General features: G+C 48.1%; 13 protein-coding genes. 9 read left to right on the top strand and 4 right to left on the bottom strand.

Annotation, left to right across the window (positions count from 1 at the left end; genetic code table 11):
• The first annotated feature begins 15 nt into the window (after window positions 1-15).
• Window positions 16-1,767, top strand: coding sequence for an arsenical pump-driving ATPase (arsA, locus tag F3H20_RS14375; RefSeq protein WP_149735624.1), 1,752 nt, complete (start codon window positions 16-18; stop codon window positions 1,765-1,767).
• Window positions 1,768-1,890: 123 nt separating this feature from the next.
• Here arsA and F3H20_RS14380 read toward each other — a convergent pair whose 3' ends face one another.
• A complete protein-coding gene (locus F3H20_RS14380) occupies window positions 1,891-2,760 on the bottom strand; it encodes a helix-turn-helix domain-containing protein (RefSeq protein ID WP_223191777.1) in 870 nt (289 codons plus the stop codon).
• Window positions 2,761-2,926: 166 nt separating this feature from the next.
• On the opposite strand from F3H20_RS14380, the gene F3H20_RS14385 reads away from it, so the two are divergent.
• The 6 genes from F3H20_RS14385 (at window position 2,927) to lpdD (ending at window position 10,197) form a co-directional block, all read left to right on the top strand.
• Complete coding sequence (locus F3H20_RS14385) at window positions 2,927-5,098, top strand: glycoside hydrolase family 3 C-terminal domain-containing protein (protein ID WP_149735604.1); 2,172 nt, start codon at window positions 2,927-2,929, stop codon at window positions 5,096-5,098.
• Window positions 5,099-5,157: 59 nt separating this feature from the next.
• Window positions 5,158-6,669, top strand: a complete 1,512-nt coding sequence (locus tag F3H20_RS14390; RefSeq protein ID WP_149735605.1) for a sugar ABC transporter ATP-binding protein — start codon at window positions 5,158-5,160, stop codon at window positions 6,667-6,669.
• Window positions 6,650-7,624, top strand: coding sequence for an ABC transporter permease (locus F3H20_RS14395; protein WP_223191778.1), 975 nt, complete (start codon window positions 6,650-6,652; stop codon window positions 7,622-7,624). The genes F3H20_RS14390 and F3H20_RS14395 overlap by 20 nt, the downstream gene beginning before the upstream one ends.
• 93 nt (window positions 7,625-7,717) lie before the next feature.
• Window positions 7,718-8,737, top strand: a complete 1,020-nt coding sequence (locus F3H20_RS14400; RefSeq protein WP_149735606.1) for a sugar ABC transporter substrate-binding protein — start codon at window positions 7,718-7,720, stop codon at window positions 8,735-8,737.
• Window positions 8,738-9,248: 511 nt separating this feature from the next.
• Window positions 9,249-9,812, top strand: coding sequence for a UbiX family flavin prenyltransferase (locus F3H20_RS14405; RefSeq protein ID WP_149735607.1), 564 nt, complete (start codon window positions 9,249-9,251; stop codon window positions 9,810-9,812).
• Between the two features lies 1 nt (window position 9,813).
• On the top strand, window positions 9,814-10,197 hold the full coding sequence (lpdD, locus tag F3H20_RS14410) for a prenylated flavin chaperone LpdD (RefSeq protein WP_149735608.1): 384 nt from the start codon (window positions 9,814-9,816) through the stop codon (window positions 10,195-10,197).
• A 208-nt stretch (window positions 10,198-10,405) separates the two neighbouring features.
• On the opposite strand, the gene F3H20_RS14415 is transcribed toward lpdD, so the two are convergent.
• Complete coding sequence (locus F3H20_RS14415) at window positions 10,406-12,253, bottom strand: purple acid phosphatase family protein (RefSeq protein WP_149735609.1); 1,848 nt, start codon at window positions 12,251-12,253, stop codon at window positions 10,406-10,408.
• A 407-nt stretch (window positions 12,254-12,660) separates the two neighbouring features.
• Between F3H20_RS14415 and F3H20_RS14420 the strand changes: the two genes are divergently transcribed.
• On the top strand, window positions 12,661-13,215 hold the full coding sequence (locus F3H20_RS14420) for a PsbP-related protein (protein WP_149735610.1): 555 nt from the start codon (window positions 12,661-12,663) through the stop codon (window positions 13,213-13,215).
• Between the two features lie 234 nt (window positions 13,216-13,449).
• Here F3H20_RS14420 and F3H20_RS14425 read toward each other — a convergent pair whose 3' ends face one another.
• A complete protein-coding gene (locus F3H20_RS14425; protein ID WP_223191779.1) occupies window positions 13,450-13,788 on the bottom strand; it encodes a hypothetical protein in 339 nt (112 codons plus the stop codon).
• A gap of 193 nt (window positions 13,789-13,981) precedes the next feature.
• Window positions 13,982-14,422: a hypothetical protein gene (locus F3H20_RS14430; protein ID WP_149735611.1), complete on the bottom strand. Its 441-nt coding sequence runs from the start codon at window positions 14,420-14,422 to the stop codon at window positions 13,982-13,984.
• Between the two features lie 300 nt (window positions 14,423-14,722).
• Between F3H20_RS14430 and F3H20_RS14435 the strand changes: the two genes are divergently transcribed.
• Entirely contained in the window at window positions 14,723-15,664 is a 942-nt protein-coding gene (locus F3H20_RS14435) for an MBL fold metallo-hydrolase (protein ID WP_223191780.1), read from the top strand.
• The last annotated feature ends 310 nt before the right edge of the window (window positions 15,665-15,974 follow it).

Below are 15,974 nucleotides of genomic sequence, written 5' to 3' on the forward strand. Positions count from 1 at the left end.
AAAGCGGGCTTGGCGATGCAGGGCTACCATCCGGCCCGAGTGGAGCTGACAAAATATTTCTTCTTCACCGGCAAAGGCGGTGTAGGTAAAACATCTGCTGCCTGTGCCACGGCGGTAAACTTGGCCGACAGCGGCAAACGGGTCATGCTGATCAGCACCGATCCGGCTTCTAATTTGCAGGATGTCTTTGGGGTGGAGCTTGATAATAAGGGGACAAATATCCCGGAAGTGCCCAATCTGACGGTGGTGAATTTAGATCCCGTGCAGGCGGCCCACGAATACAAGGAAACAGTCATTGGTCCGTATAAGGGTGTGCTGCCGGATGCGGTCATCGCTAATATGGAGGAACAACTGTCCGGTTCCTGTACCGTGGAAATTGCCGCGTTTAATGAGTTTTCGCATTTTTTAACGGATACAACCATCAAAGACCAATATGAGCATGTTATTTTTGATACGGCGCCGACCGGCCATACGCTTAGGATGCTGCAGTTGCCGTCGGCCTGGAGCAGCTTTATCAGCGAGAATACCCACGGCGCTTCCTGTTTGGGCCAATTGTCCGGCTTGGAAAGTAATAAGGACATGTATAAGCATGCCGTAACAACGCTGGCCGACCCGGAACTTACTACTGTTGTGTTAGTTTCCAGGCCGGAAAAGACTTCTTTAGTTGAGGCCAAACGGGCAGCGGAAGAGCTTAAGGAACTGGGCGTGGCAAACCAAAGCCTGATTTTGAACGGCGTACTGGAATTGGATACTGCGACCGATGAAACGGCGCTGCAGCTCTATCAAAAACAACAACAGGCCCTGCAGCAGATTCCGGAATACCTGCTGACGCTGCCTGCTTACTATATCCCCCTGCGGGCTTACAATGTGTATGGAATTTCGCATATCCGCGCCATGCTTACCGAGACATACTCGGGCGAACCGACTGCAACCGACACGCTGGCTCCGGTACATTCGCTGCGGGAACTGGTGGATGAACTGTATACCGGTAACAAAAAGGTGATTTTTACTATGGGCAAAGGCGGTGTGGGGAAAAGCACGCTGGCGGCGGCCATTGCCTTAGGCTTAGTGGAAAAAGGAGTAAAGGTACATCTGACCACCACCGATCCGGCGCATCATTTGCAGTTTTTGCTTGCCGATAGTACGTTGCTACAGGTAAGCCATATTGACGAACAGGCAGAGCTGGCAAAATACAAGGATGAGGTGCTGGCTAAGGCAAGAGAAGCCATGGGCGATGCCGACCTGGCTTATATTGAAGAAGATTTGCGGTCGCCCTGTACCCAGGAGATTGCTGTATTTAGGGCCTTTGCCGAAATCGTTGAGCAGGCGGATAACCGGGTGGTGGTGATTGATACGGCACCGACCGGCCACACGTTGCTGCTACTGGATGCTACGCAAAGCTATCATAAGGAGATTCAAAAAAGCCAGGGAGCTATTCCGGCGAGTGTGAAAAAGCTATTGCCCCGGCTGCGCAATGCAGCGGAAACGGAAGTGGTGATTGTCACGCTGCCGGAAGCAACTCCGGTCCATGAAGCGGACCGCTTGTCCGGGGATCTGAAACGGGCGGGAATTCCTTCTACCTGGTGGATCGTAAACTCCAGTTTTTATCTGACGGCCACGCAGAGTCCGTTGTTAAAGGCGAAGGCCCAGAGTGAAGTCCAGTGGATTAACCAGGTGGCCACTCTTTCACAGGGGCACACGGTTGTCATACCGTGGTATGACAAGGAGCTGCAGCAGCAGGAGTTATGCAAGCTTATCCGGCCATAACGGCAAGGCTTGCCATGGTGACAGGCGATAAAGTATAGACGAACGAACAGCAAGCCGCTGCGGGATTCATATGAATTCCGCAGCGGCTTGCTGTTTTTTTTTGCAGAAGCAAAATCAGTTTTTTTATGATTGTATCCGTTTATATTCCACCGGGGTACAGCCTTTTACCTTTTTAAATGTTCTGTTGAAGGTGGCTATACTGTTGAAGCCTGAGTGATGGGCAATTTCAATGATGGAGAGATCGTGACCGGTCAGAAGCTTGATAGCCTTTTTTATTCGACGTTCATTTAGATAGCTGAGAAAGTTATGGCCCGTTAGCTCCTTGAAAATGCGCGAAAAGTGGTATTCGCTAAAACCGGCCGCACAGGAAACTTCCTTTAGAGAAATATTGCGCTGATAGTTTTCTTCAATGAATTGAAAAGCCCGGTTTAACTTTTCCAGGGTGAAAAATTTCTTATTGCTGCTGATATCTCTAAAATCCACATTGTCCAGTATGCTGCGGGCCAGCAGCACCAGGATGTCAAATACCCTGGCGTTAAGCGACAGGGTATAGGCCAGGGATTTTTGATCGTATTCCCTGATCAGTTCCAGAATTTGCTTTTCCAGATGGTTATGGAGTTCAGGCTCGTGCTGCCGGGAAATTAGTCTGGTGGAGGAAAGCAATGGCGTAAGATTCTGGATTTGCCCGAAGACGTCCAGCGTGGAGATGTCAAACTGGATAAAAAAACGGTTTCCCTTATTATTGGTAGTTTTGAAACCATGGATATCACCGCCGGCGATGAAGAGGATATCTCTTTCGTGCAGGGTGTAATCATGATTATTGACGGTTGCGGTGTAGCTGTTGTCTATAGGGTATACCAGTTCTACCGCGTGGTGCCAGTGCATCGGCCAGTCAAAGTTTTCCCAGGTATTTAAAAGAAGACGGAAGGGATAGTTTTCTGTGAAAATATTTTTTTCTTCCAGTCCATCCAATACTGCCTGCTCTCTCTTCACGAGTACAGTCCTCCAGTTACCAAAATGAACTAAATTTTACGCTCTTTCCATGGTACCATAATTTAGCGCAAAAAGTGAAGATTTTCCAGCAAAAAATGAGAAGATTTAAAATATTCCTCATTCTATACTAAAAGGGCACGAAAGAGTTTGAAAAGGAGATTACGTCATGACTGTTCCCGTATTGGATAAACAAGAGTTAGAGTTTGAGGTAAGGGCGAAAGAACTGGTAGCCGCTATGACATTGGAAGAAAAGGCAAGCCAGATGGTGTATAATTCACCGGCGATTCCCCGTTTGGGGATTCCCTCCTACAACTGGTGGAACGAAGCGCTGCACGGAGTGGCTCGCGCCGGTGTGGCCACCATGTTTCCACAGGCTATCGGGCTGGCGGCGACTTTTGATGAGGATTTACTGCGGCAGGTGGCCGAGATCGTATCGACAGAGGCCAGAGCTAAATTTCATGAGTTTCAGAGAAAGGGAGACCATGGTATTTATAAGGGGCTGACCTTTTGGTCGCCCAATATCAATATTTTCCGGGATCCCCGCTGGGGGCGCGGCCATGAGACCTTTGGTGAAGACCCTTATCTTACGGGACGACTGGGAGTTGCCTATATTAAAGGTCTGCAGGGGGATCATCCGCGATATCTGAAGGTAGCGGCCTGTGCCAAGCATTTTGCTGTTCATAGCGGTCCGGAAGCCGCGCGCCACAGTTTTAATGCTGTTGTTTCGCCGAAGGATCTGAGGGAAACTTATTTACCGGCGTTTAAAGAATGTGTTCAGACAGCAAATGTGGAGGCCGTGATGGGAGCATATAACCGTGTAAATGACGAGCCCTGCTGTGGCAGCCATATGCTGTTGCAACAAATACTGCGGACTGAATGGAAATTTACGGGGCATGTGGTTTCCGATTGCTGGGCTATTAAGGATTTTCATGAAAATCACGGTGTTACCCGTACTGCGCCGGAGTCGGTCGCACTGGCCTTACATAACGGATGTGACTTAAATTGCGGCAATATGTATTTGAACCTGTTAATCGCTCAGCAGGAAGGGCTGGTTTCCGAAGAGGAAATCACGGCTGCTGTAGTCAGGCTCATGACTACCCGGATGAAATTAGGCTTATTTGACGAGGACAGCCAGGTTCCGTATGCCACCATTCCTTATGAGAAAAATGCCTGCCGGGAACACCGGAATTTTGCTGTTGAGGTGGCCAGGAAGTCGCTGGTTCTGTTGAAAAATGACAGTCAGTTATTGCCGCTTGATCATCAAAAAATCAAATCTATCGCTGTTATCGGCCCTAATGCGGACAGCCGGGAGGCTTTGATCGGCAATTATTACGGCACACCGCCACGGTATGTGACGGTACTGGAAGGAATTCGCAGCGCTCTTCCGGCGGAAACGGTTGTGTACTATGCGCAGGGATGTCATTTGGTAAAGGATAGGGTGGAGCATCTGGCAGAGAAGAGAGACAGGTTTGCCGAAGCAATAGCGGCAGCGGAAAGAGCCGACGTCGTGGTGCTGTGTCTGGGGCTGGACGGCAGTATTGAAGGAGAAGAAGGCGATGTTTCCAATGAATACGCCGGTGGCGATAAACCCAACCTCAACCTGCCCGGCTTGCAGCAGGAATTGCTGGAGGCTATTTACCGGACCGGAAAATCGGTCATCCTCGTTTTGCTTGCCGGCAGTGCGTTGTCCGTAGCCTGGGCTGACGAGCATATCCCGGCCATTGTTCAGGCGTGGTATCCGGGAGCCGAAGGCGGCGAGGCAATAGCCGGTCTTATCTTTGGGGATTACAGTCCTTCCGGGAAGCTGCCCGTTACTTTCTACCGTACCACAGAGGAATTACCCGATTTTGACGATTACACTATGGACAATCGTACCTATCGCTATATGAAGCAGGACGCTCTGTATCCGTTCGGGTACGGTCTTAGCTATACAAGCTTTGCCTACAGCGAATTGCAGGTCAGTCCGACGGAATTTAGCGGCGATCAGAATATTTTTTGTACCGTGGCTGTTAAAAATACCGGCGCCTATGACGGCGAAGAAACGGTGCAGCTTTATATTCGTGATGCAGAAGCCAGCGTAAAGGTTCCCCAATGGGAACTGAAGGGTGTTAAAAAAGTACAACTGCTTCCCGGTGAGACCAAAGTAGTATCCTGGAAAATAACGCCCCGGCAATTTGCTCTCATCAATGATGAAGGGGCATGCATGCTGGAGCCGGGCAACTTTGAAATCTTTGTGGGCGGGAGTCAACCGGACAAGCGGAGCAGAACGCTTACCGGGCAGCAGGTAAAAAAGACGGTGATAAAGCTCAGCGGTGAAGTACGGGTACTGGAATACTGAGTGTACTTGTATGCCGGGCAGTGGGGAAGATGAGAATCCGGACGATCGGGGGGAGCTGTTTGGAGCGGGTTTATCTACAGATGAAAGACATTAAAAAGTCGTTTCCAGGTGTCCAGGCGCTCAAAGGAGTTAGCCTGTCGGTACATGCCGGTGAGGTGCATGCCCTTTTGGGTGAGAACGGGGCGGGAAAATCGACGATGATGAAGGTGCTGGGTGGCATTTACCGCCAGGATGCCGGCGAGCTCGTGATTGATGGGGTCAATTGTCCGGTAATGACACCGGAACAGGCGCAAAGGTTAGGGATAGGCTTTGTCCACCAGGAGCTTAATCTGGCAGAAGCATTAAGCGTGGCCGAGAATCTTTTCATGGGCAGACTGCCTTATAAAAATAAACGTTTGGGGATTATTGATTACCGGAAGTTGTATAACGATACGGAAGCTATTCTTAAAAAACTGGGAGCTAAGGCAAAAGCAACCGATATAGTAGGTAACCTGCCCACAGCGCAAAAACAATTACTGGAGATTGGCAAAGCAATCAGCCAGCAAGCCAAGCTCATTATTTTTGACGAGCCGACAACGGCTCTCGGCAATGCTGACGTTGTCCTTCTCTTTGACGTAATCCGTGCCCTTAAACAGGATGGAACAGCTATTATCTACATATCCCACCGGCTGAAGGAGATTTTTGAAATATGCGATAGGGCCACCGTATTACGGGATGGACAGTATATAGGGACCGTTGTGATGCGGGATGTAACGCAAAATACCTTAATCCGGATGATGGTCGGCCGGGATATTAACGAATTGTTTCCCAAGGTGGCACGGCAAGCCGGTGATTTGCTTATGGAAGTAGAAGGCCTTTCCGATTATGCCGGAAAGGTGAAAAATGTATCCTTTCAGGTCAGGCGAGGTGAGATCGTCGGTTTTGCCGGCCTGGTCGGTTCGGGCCGGACAGAAGTGGTCCGGCTGCTGTTTGGTGCTGATGCGATTCTACAGGGGCAGATACAGATGAACGGGACTCCGGTTTGTATCAGGGAACCGAGGGACGCGATCCGGCAGGGAATCTGCCTGCTCACTGAGGATCGGAAGCAGCAGGGGCTCTCGCTATTAATGTCGGTGGCTGAAAATATCAATATGACTAATATGAAAAATGCCATATTAAACCGCAATAAACTGCGGGAGACTGCTGAAGCCTTTGTTCGTAGCCTGCGCATCAAGACTTCCTCGGTGGATGCGCCGGCCGGCATTTTGTCGGGCGGCAACCAGCAAAAGGTTGTTTTGGCGAAATGGCTGAATACGGCTGCGGAATTGTTTATTTTTGATGAACCAACCAAGGGCATTGATGTAGGAGCTAAAGCGGAAATTTACGGAATCATGAATGAGCTGATAAAGGATAATAAGGCTGTTATCATGATCACTTCCGAACTTCCTGAGCTGCTGGGGATGGCAGACAGGATCTATGTAATGTGTGAGGGGCGGTTAACCGGTAATCTTGACCGGGTAGAAGCGACGCAGGAGAAAATTTTAACGTTAGCGACACTGGGGGGACAGCAAAGTGAAAGTAAGGCTCAATGAAGCGGTATTACCGGCGAAATGGGAATGGCGCGATATCGCTTTACAATATTCCGTATACATCGTTCTTGCAGGGTTGATTGTCGCCTTTTCTTTTATGAGTCCTATGTTTTTGGGAAAGGCCAATATCGGTAATTTTTTTCGTCAGATCCCTACCGTGGGAATTGTTACGGTTGGTGTTACCATGCTATTGATAACCGGGAAGGTGGATTTGTCTGCCGGCAGTATAGCGGCCTTTGCCGGAACGGCAGCGGTTTTTCTGGCTGTTAAAGGGTTTTCCGCTCCGGTGGTGATTTTGGCTTCCCTGATTATCGGCGCTTTATGGGGGTTGATCAATGGTTTTTTTATTACCCGGTTCGACCTCGATTCCTTTATATTAACGCTGGGCACCGACTATATGATCCGGGGAATCCTGCTGTTTTTTACCAACGGTATTTATATCAAGGGCGTACCGGACTGGTTTTACAGTCTGTCAAATACCAGGCTGGGCGTTGATTTTTTGTTTAGCAATACGCTGGTTTTTGCAGTAGTAGTTGTTGTGCTGGCCTATATGATGAAAAATACCCGTTTTGGCCGTTACTGTTATGCGGTTGGTTCCAATCCGGAGGCCGCCCGGTTGTCAGGAATTCACGTGCGACGGCACCTGGTAAAGGTGTATGTATTGGAAGGTTCGTTGGCGGCCTTGGCCGGACTGCTTTTGATGTCCAATCTGAATGTGGGGGCGCCGGGCGAAGCGGCCGGGGTAGGCTTATTTGCGCTGGCGGCGGCTATTATTGGCGGAGCGGCTTTCAGCGGTGGCATTGGAACCATGTCGGGAGCGGTTGTCGGAATTCTTACACTGGAGGTTTTTCGTAACGGACTAGCTGTATTGGGATTGAACTCTTTTATTCAGCAGGCGGTTACCGGTGCTATCATTATCGTAGCGGTTGTGGTCGACTACTACCGCCGCCGGCGGTAGATAAAATAGAAAGGAGAGGACAGTTAAAGTAGTATGCTGTTTGGTTATAAAAAGGAGTTTGAAAAAGAGCATGAAAAAAATGGGGGCATGAGAATGAAAAATAAAATTATAGCTTTTTTGATGATGGCGGCGCTGGCGCTGGGACTGGCCGGCTGTGCGGGAACTAACTCACCGGCCAGTGGCACGGCAGGCAAAAAAACGCTGTATTTTATTCCGATTGTCGATACTGGTGCATACTGGTCACCGATGAAAAAGGCGGCAGAAGACCATGCCAGAGAGCTGGGCTACAACTTGGTCTTTAAGACTTCTCCGCCTACAGAGTCACAAAAGAACGAAAAGCATATCGGTTTTCTACAGGAAGCGGTAACTAATCAGGCGGCAGGCATAGCCATTGCTCCGATGGACCCGGATATGTTCGACCGAAAGGTTCGCGAGGCTAAAGATGCCGGGATACCTATTGTTACCTTCGACGCCGATGTAAAAAGCACGGAAAATCGTGTGGCATACGTGGGAACAGATAACCGGCTGGCTGGAGAGGAATTAGGAAAACAGGCAGCGGAATACTTAAAAAGCAAGGGGATTACCCGCGGTAAGCTTGCTCTGGCAGCGGTGAATCTCACGCAAACTACCATGACTTATCGACAAGAAGGGATAAAAAAAGGATTTGAAGCAGTCATGGGAGCCGATTCGGCCAACTTTACCTGGCTGGAGGCCATTCAGGACAATGATCAGGCCTCGGAGTCGAAACGGCAATTAGAAGGTCAGATTACGGCTAATCCCGATATGGTGGCTGTTTTTTCCCTGGGTTCTGAGGGCCCGGATACCGGCGTAATGGAAGCGATTAAATCACAGGGAAAAGCCGGGAAAATTTATCATTTTGGCTTTGATTATACACCAACCTGGGAAAACGGTGTTAAAGACGGACTGATAACCGGTATTGTGGACCAGGACTCTTATCTGATTGGTAAAACCGTGATTGACATACTGGATAAGGCTGTCCGGGGTGAAACGGTGAAAAATAATTATCCGATTCCGGTAAAATGGGTGGATGCAGCCCAGATTGTCGAATACGGTAAGATAAAGCAGCAGCAATTTACGACGGAGACGAAATAGATCGTCCCGCATAATAAACTGCAATCCCCTCCTATCTCCTGAAATCTTGCGGAAAGAGTGTCTCCTCCGCCGCAACTTTTCAGGAGTTGTTTTTTGTCCGCGGTCCGTTTGGCCAGTTACCCGGGATTCATAATACCCAAGGCGGTGTCATAAGGGCCGGAGAAATCGGAACGCCATTGGTACATAGTCAAGCGCTTTGGAAGGCGAGGCTGATATGAACTTTATGTGTGATACTGCAGTAGCAAGAGCCAGCGGGTGCCGTTGGCTTTTTTGGTATTAATAGCTCAAGCTGAGCTGAATTTGCCGGTGGGAAAACGAAAAAGAAAGGATTATTCCCCGGTTAGATCGAAAGAGTCAACGGCATAGTAAAGGGAGCGGCGCAGACAGGCGTCGTCTCAGCCAATCAAATTGCTGTTTTTTATTCTATCTGCGTAATCGAAATACCGTGGTGGAATGTGGCCGGTTTGTGGTAAACTAATCTACGTTGGATAAATGGGAAGGGTGTTATGTCATGCGTTTAATCGTAGGTATTTCCGGAGCCAGCGGGGTCATTATGGGTTATTATCTGTTGAAGGCCTTACGGCAGATTCCGGATATGGAAGTGCATGTGGTGGTTACCGAAGGGGCGGCGAAAACTTTTGCGTACGAAACCGAGCTGTCGGTGGCGGAAGTGACGGCACTGGCCGATGTGGTACATGATCACACCAATATGGCAGCCAGCATTTCCAGCGGTTCTTTTAAAACGGACGGCATGATCATCATTCCCTGCAGTATGAAAACGGCAGCCGGTATCGCTGCCGGTTTTGCGACTAATTTGCTGCTGCGGGCCGCCGACGTATGCATCAAGGAAGGGCGCAAGGTGGTGATTGTGCCGCGTGAAATGCCGCTAAGCAGGATTCATCTGCGCAATATCAAAGAACTGGCCGATTGTGGCTGTGTGGTTATTCCGCCGGTTTTGACCTTTTATAATGGCGCTCAGTCTGTGGAAAAGCAGATTCAGCATATTATCGGCAAGATATTAATGCAGTTTGGCATAGACTACAAAGAATTTGTGCCATGGGAAGGGGCGGAATGAGATGCTTTCCACCAGTCTGACGGTTGGTGATAAGCCTTATGTAATTACGGCAGTGGTTACGCTGTGCGGTCACGATGCCGTAATTGCGGTCGGCGGCGGGGAAGCGCCTCATGTGGGGGCCGCCGCACTGGCCTCGTCCCGGCCCAGCCTGGAGCAAAACGGCGGGATTTCGGCGACCGCATCGGTGCTGTGCGTCATGGGCCACAAGGACGATCTGCTGGCCAGAGACGCGGCAATGCGATTGGCCAGCCGGCTGAATACCACGGTGCTGGTATCGGTGGGCCTGCATGTGGATCAGGCGACTAAAGAAGATATCCGGCAATTGCAGGTTAATTTTGAACAGCTTATCGGACAAATAGAAAGCTGGCTGCGGCAGCAGAAATAGATAATTTTAGGTTAAAAAGACAGGACTTATTGCTTAGGCAAATAGGTCCTGTTTTATTTTTTTGCTGGGTCTGCTGTAGTAAAGCTTGGTTAGTAAGACCATAAAAGTATTTGTTTTAAAATAAAAAACCCCCCTGTCCATTGTTGACAAAGGGGTGGAAAGAGGCATCGGTAAAGTGGTTATAATTGGACAATCGAGTAAGCGTAGACTACTTTGCCAGGAAAATTGCATTAAGCGAGGAGTCATAGCGATAGGAGAAGCCTAAGAGGTTATAAAAATCGTCAGCCGTTATGGCAACCAGCCCGTTTTGCAGTTTGGCCGGTTTACTGAGCTGCTTAGTGCTGCCGCCGACGGTCGTGCTGCCTACGGTGAAGAGATAATGAGTATTGGCATAAGTGAAGCTGGCCTGGGACGAATCGGCGCTAAAATTACCGGGCTTCAGCAGTGAATAGGCCGTTTTGCCGCCTGCATAAGAGCCATTTTCATATAAGGCACCGGTAGAAGAATTTCTATAGGAAACCTTTAGGCAATCTAAAGGGATGTACCAGTCTGCTCCGGCTTGACCAGCCTCGACGCCACTGTTATTCCCGTAAACGATGACCTGCGGCGAGAGGTATCTGTCCGGCAGTACAGTGGCCGGGAAGTCGGTGCCGGTGGTTTTGTCGATAGTATAAGTGTCAATGTAGCTGCCGTCTTGTTTGATGGCGCTTAAGGTCAGACGGGCGCCGTTGACCTGGGCAACGACATAGCAAGGCATATCATTGGCATCAAAGAAGAATTGGTCCCAGACTTTCTTGGATAAGTCGGTATAATATTTATTTCCGCCGCGGCCGGTTACATAGTATACGGTGCCCTGGCCCGGAGTCTTCTGGAAGACATCCCCTTTTAGCGGATAAGTCCGGGATATACCGTGATCGTGGCCGTTGAGTACGACGTCGACATGATATTTTTCAATAATGGGGCAGAAGGCGGCTTTGAGCGTTTCATTGGCCCGGGTCGCTTTGTTATAGTAGGGAGTTTTATGGAAGATAACAATTTTCCACTCTTTATTGGTGCTTTTTAAATCTCTTTCCAGCCACTCGGCTTGAGCGCGAAGAAAAGGATTGGCTAGAGGATTGGCGGGAGTGGAATTGTTTCCCGGGAACCGGACATGACCGTTCTCGGCAGTTACCTCTTCATCATACTGGCTGTCGATGACCGTGAAATGAACGTTGCCATAATCCCAGGAATAAGCCTGGGTCCGCAGCTCTTGCGGGCCGTTTTGCGGCAGCTTGAATTGTTCAATATACTCATAGGGTTCGGAGACGGCGCCGGAAGGCGGCAACCAGCCGTGGTTGTAGGTCTCGTGGTTCCCCTGGCTGGGCATAGCGGGAATGGTGCGGATGATATCCTGGCAGCCTTCATACCAATGATTCCAGTGTGTGTAATACTGGCCGCATTCGGTCAGATCACCGACATTGATGAAAAAGCGGGCGTCGGGGTTGGCGGTAAAGGCGGCATGTACGTTGGTTTTCCAGGGGCCGTATTCAGGATTGTCGGTGATGCCGCTTTGAGAATCGCCAAAGATCAGGAAGGTGAATTTTTTGATTCCGGCCGGCTGCGTGGTAAAGGTGCCCGCACTGCTCCAATTCAGGCCGTCACCTACCCGGTAGGCATATTTCCTGCCTGGTGTAAGACCAGTTATCATCCCGGCGTGAAGATTGGCTTCTCCCAGATCGGAATACAAGTTTTCCACGGCTGCCTGGACAGAGTGAGACCAATGAGTAACAGCATCAGCGGTGGTTGCTCCATTAAGCGGAGCATATTGGATGAGTCCTGTACTGACTGAAGTATCGGTACGCCAGGCAATGGTCTGGGTAGTGGCGGGATTATCGGACCAGGTCAAGGTAATATGGTCGGGAATGACCGACGCGCCGGGGCTTGCGGCAAAGACGCTGCGAAGATCGAAGGGCAAAGATAAAAATAAGGCCAGTGAGCCGGCTCCTTTAAGGAAATTCCGGCGGGTTATGCTGCTCGGTTTCTGGACAAGCTCGAGCAATTCGTTCTTTTTGTTCATAAGCATTCGCTTCCTTCTGTTTGGTATATGCCATGCTATCGGCTGTAACTGAACAGAGTTTTCTTACTAGGGCGTGTCTTCAAACTAACGGAATGATCCATGGCGAGTGATGTTTGCGCCAGACGAATTTAAATTTTGCAGGAATAGCGGCCCCTATTTCAAAAGATTTTAATGAAGTATGGCACAAACAGCGCCGTCAGGGAGCGTTTCGGATAGTTTGAAGACACGCCCTAAGCTCATGCTATCATGAATTGGCGGCTCATATTTTAAAGAAAGGTTAAATTTTGGTTAACAATAGTACAGTCAGTCTCTTTATTTGCAAAGGTTTGTCCATAGGCGTGTTAAGGCGTATAATATACGTATATATTGGATGAACTTTGGGGGAAGCCAAAGGAGGCATCAACCGTATGAATGGTAAAAAATCCCTTGCTATGTTACTGCTCTTTATTTTTCTTATGCCCGCTCAGTGTTTGGCTGGGGTGTATTCTAATCAGATTGTTAATTTTACTGTCAACCTGCCGGAAACGTGGATACCGGTTGAGTATAATACTATAGAGCAGGACGTGGTGTTCCTTCGTCACTTTCCTGGTGGTTATGACAGTTCGCTGACGATAAAGTCTCAGGAAGTTGATTCGTCCACTCCCTATACCTTGGACGATCTATCGGACAAGCAAATGAAGGACATTGTCGATTCGGCTTTCAACTCTACTGAGGATACCACCAAAACGCTGCTCGAAAATAAGGTGATCCAGGTGGCCGGGCATAAGGCGTTATACTTCGTGACCCGAACAGCGGAGGATGACACGAAAGTCGATACGGTGTGGGTTCTGTTTTTGCTTAAAAATGTATTTTATACCATTTCAGTCACAACTAATACCGATACATACGATAAAGTGGTGTCCGATCTGCAGCAAATGCTAAAAACCTTCCGGCCCTATGAAGTACCTGCCGAAGTTGTTTGAGCGAAAGAAAGGGCCCTATTTCCTGTAAAGAAGCAATTGCAAAGGAACGTGGGTGTAAACTGGCTGCTAAGATTTCTATAGAATGCATTTTCAGTAATATATCAAAGCAGGTAAGACTACAGCAACCTACTTAATGTGGCGGCTGTAAGCTTACCTGTTTTTTGTTGATTATTTCTTTTTTCATGGCCGATAAGAACGTGAGATTGCAGTTAAGGCAATGAGCCATTGCCTTGGTTATATTCGTAGCTCATCAATTTGCTTTTGCAGCGATTCAATTTGATCCTGTAATTTTTTTATTTCTGTCATCCATTCCTGCGCTGACTTTTCTTCTTTTGCTTGACTATTTCTTTCTTCCTGTTGAGTGCTCATGGCATCATTAAGTAATGTCCGCTGTGCGGCAATGACAAGCATAACCTGTGCCATTTCAAACAGGCCGTTTCCCAGAAGGTTAAGCTCATCAATAGTTAATGATTGAGATACGGCAACACCAAAAATATAGAAAAGTAAGGATGCTTCATCTGGACTTAAATCAAGAAAAATGGATTCGTCGGGTGCTGTTTTATATTCATCCAAAACACTTCACCCCGGCAACTAGGTTTTGTATCAACAACATATGAAGTATGAACGATAGTTGTGTGTTCTTTTTAGGTTGAGATGATAATGGGGAGCGACTGGGCAGTACTGAGTATATGAAATAAATAAGAAGAAGAAAATCCTTGAAACCTGTTGAGGCTTCAAGGGTTTGTTTTGCCGCTACATCCTATGTCTATGCATTGATGTCTACCCGTGTCCCTAATGAAGAAGGAAACGTCTTGTAAGATTGGAGAAATGAATTAGAGCCGCTAAAAGAAGTTGTGCCGGTTGTGGTAAGGTTGTCATCGGCATACTCCAGCTCACCGGTGGTTAGTCGATTGATAAAATCGAGATTGGATGATAAAGCGGTTGCGGAAAAAGGCGCTATAGAGAAATCATTCTGTCCGGAGAGGGTCTCCCGCGTTTTTAGCTCCGATAACGTTTCGCTGCTGATAGTATCCAGGTTTGCTAAATTCCCATCCAGGGAATACGCATCAGAGGCGGCAAGGCCCAAGCTTGACATTAAGTCGGTGGAAAGGCCGCTGTCCCTCATCAGGGAGACTCCCGACTGAAAATCGGTCATGGAGGGATTATAGATGAAATTCGCCGTAGATATACTCGAAATAGCAGACATTTCACACCTCCGAAAAGCTACTTATAATTAAATTATAATGATTCATCGAGCTTTTAGTAAGCAATGAAAAAAAGAAAAAATAGGCAACCCGGTAGGATTAGCTGATAAGGTAGCGGATAGCTTGCCATAGCGCAGCCTTTCTTTATTTTTCATTGGCAGAACTTTTCACTGGTTTATATAAAGCGCGGGGAGATAATAAAGAAGACGGTTTGTAAGGTTTTTGTTGGACAAACAAGGTATGATAGAATAGATAACAGACGATTTTTATCTTAAAATTATGGCAAGAAAGAGAAGAACGCTATGAGATATGTTCGTATTCTAACTATGCTATATCATCGTATAAAAATGAATGCTAACGAGCAGCCTGGCAGACGGCCGCAGAAGCCGATTCCGGTGCTGAAGCCGGAGATTGCTGATTTTATGGGTGGTGCATCGAAAGCGATATGGTTTGGCCATTCCACAGTGCTTCTGCAAGTGGACGGCAAGCTTATTTTGTGCGATCCGGTGTTATTCGAGCTTTTCTATGCATTTACTCTGTTTACCGGCAAGCGATTCACGAATGAATTACCGCTGACAGCCGCAGCTATGCCCATGATTGATGTTCTTCTTTTGTCCCATGATCATTACGATCATATGGATTATCAGACGATTAAGGCACTGAAAAATAAGGTGAAGCATTACTGTGTTCCAGAGGGTGTTGGTAAACGCCTTGAGAAGTGGGGCATTGCGAGGAATAAAATAAGTCAATGCAGTTATGGGCAAACGGTTGATAAAGCCGGTCTGGCAATTTCGTGTACGCCAGGCAAACATTTCTCTGGCAGGGGGCTAAGGGACCGGAATAAAACTCTCTGGTGCTCGTGGGTGATTACCGGTAAAAAGACCAATATATTCTTTAGCGGTGACAGTGCCTATGGCCCGCATTTTAAAATGATTGGTGATACCTATGGACCCTTTGACATCACTTTTGTGGAATGTGGGCAGGCTAACGCTTTATTCGGTCATGTTCATATGATCCCGGAAAAAGCGGTGCAAGCGCAAATTGATCTCAGAGGCCGGGTGATGGTGCCTATCCATTGGGGTATGCTCAGTCAGTCTAATCCTGACTGGACTGAGCAAGTGGAACGGCTGCTGACCGAGGCCCAGGCAAAAGCTGTACCGGTAATCACGCCGATGATTGGGGAAATGATTACAATTGGCGAAAAACCCCATTCCGAACACCGCTGGTGGCAGGATTACCGGTGAAAAAGTGTAATATAAAGAATCATCATCCTTCATTTTGCAGTAGACGTATTTGAAAAAAATGTCGTCGACCGGCAATAGCGTAAAAATCCTGGGAGATCGACGACAAACTGATGTTGTTTCTAAAGGGATTGCATGATTAGAGCGGGAATGTACTAGTTGACGGTCTTTTCATGCTGCCAGGATTTCTGCAGGATAGAATGGGTTAATAGACTACCTATAAGGATTTGAAACTACTACGTTGTCCTTGCAGCTTCAATCAAGAAAATGTTAATAGACTACCTATAAGGATTTGAAACCTAATAAGCCATTG

This window comes from Propionispora hippei DSM 15287 (assembly GCF_900141835.1).
GTDB lineage: Bacteria > Bacillota > Negativicutes > Propionisporales > Propionisporaceae > Propionispora > Propionispora hippei.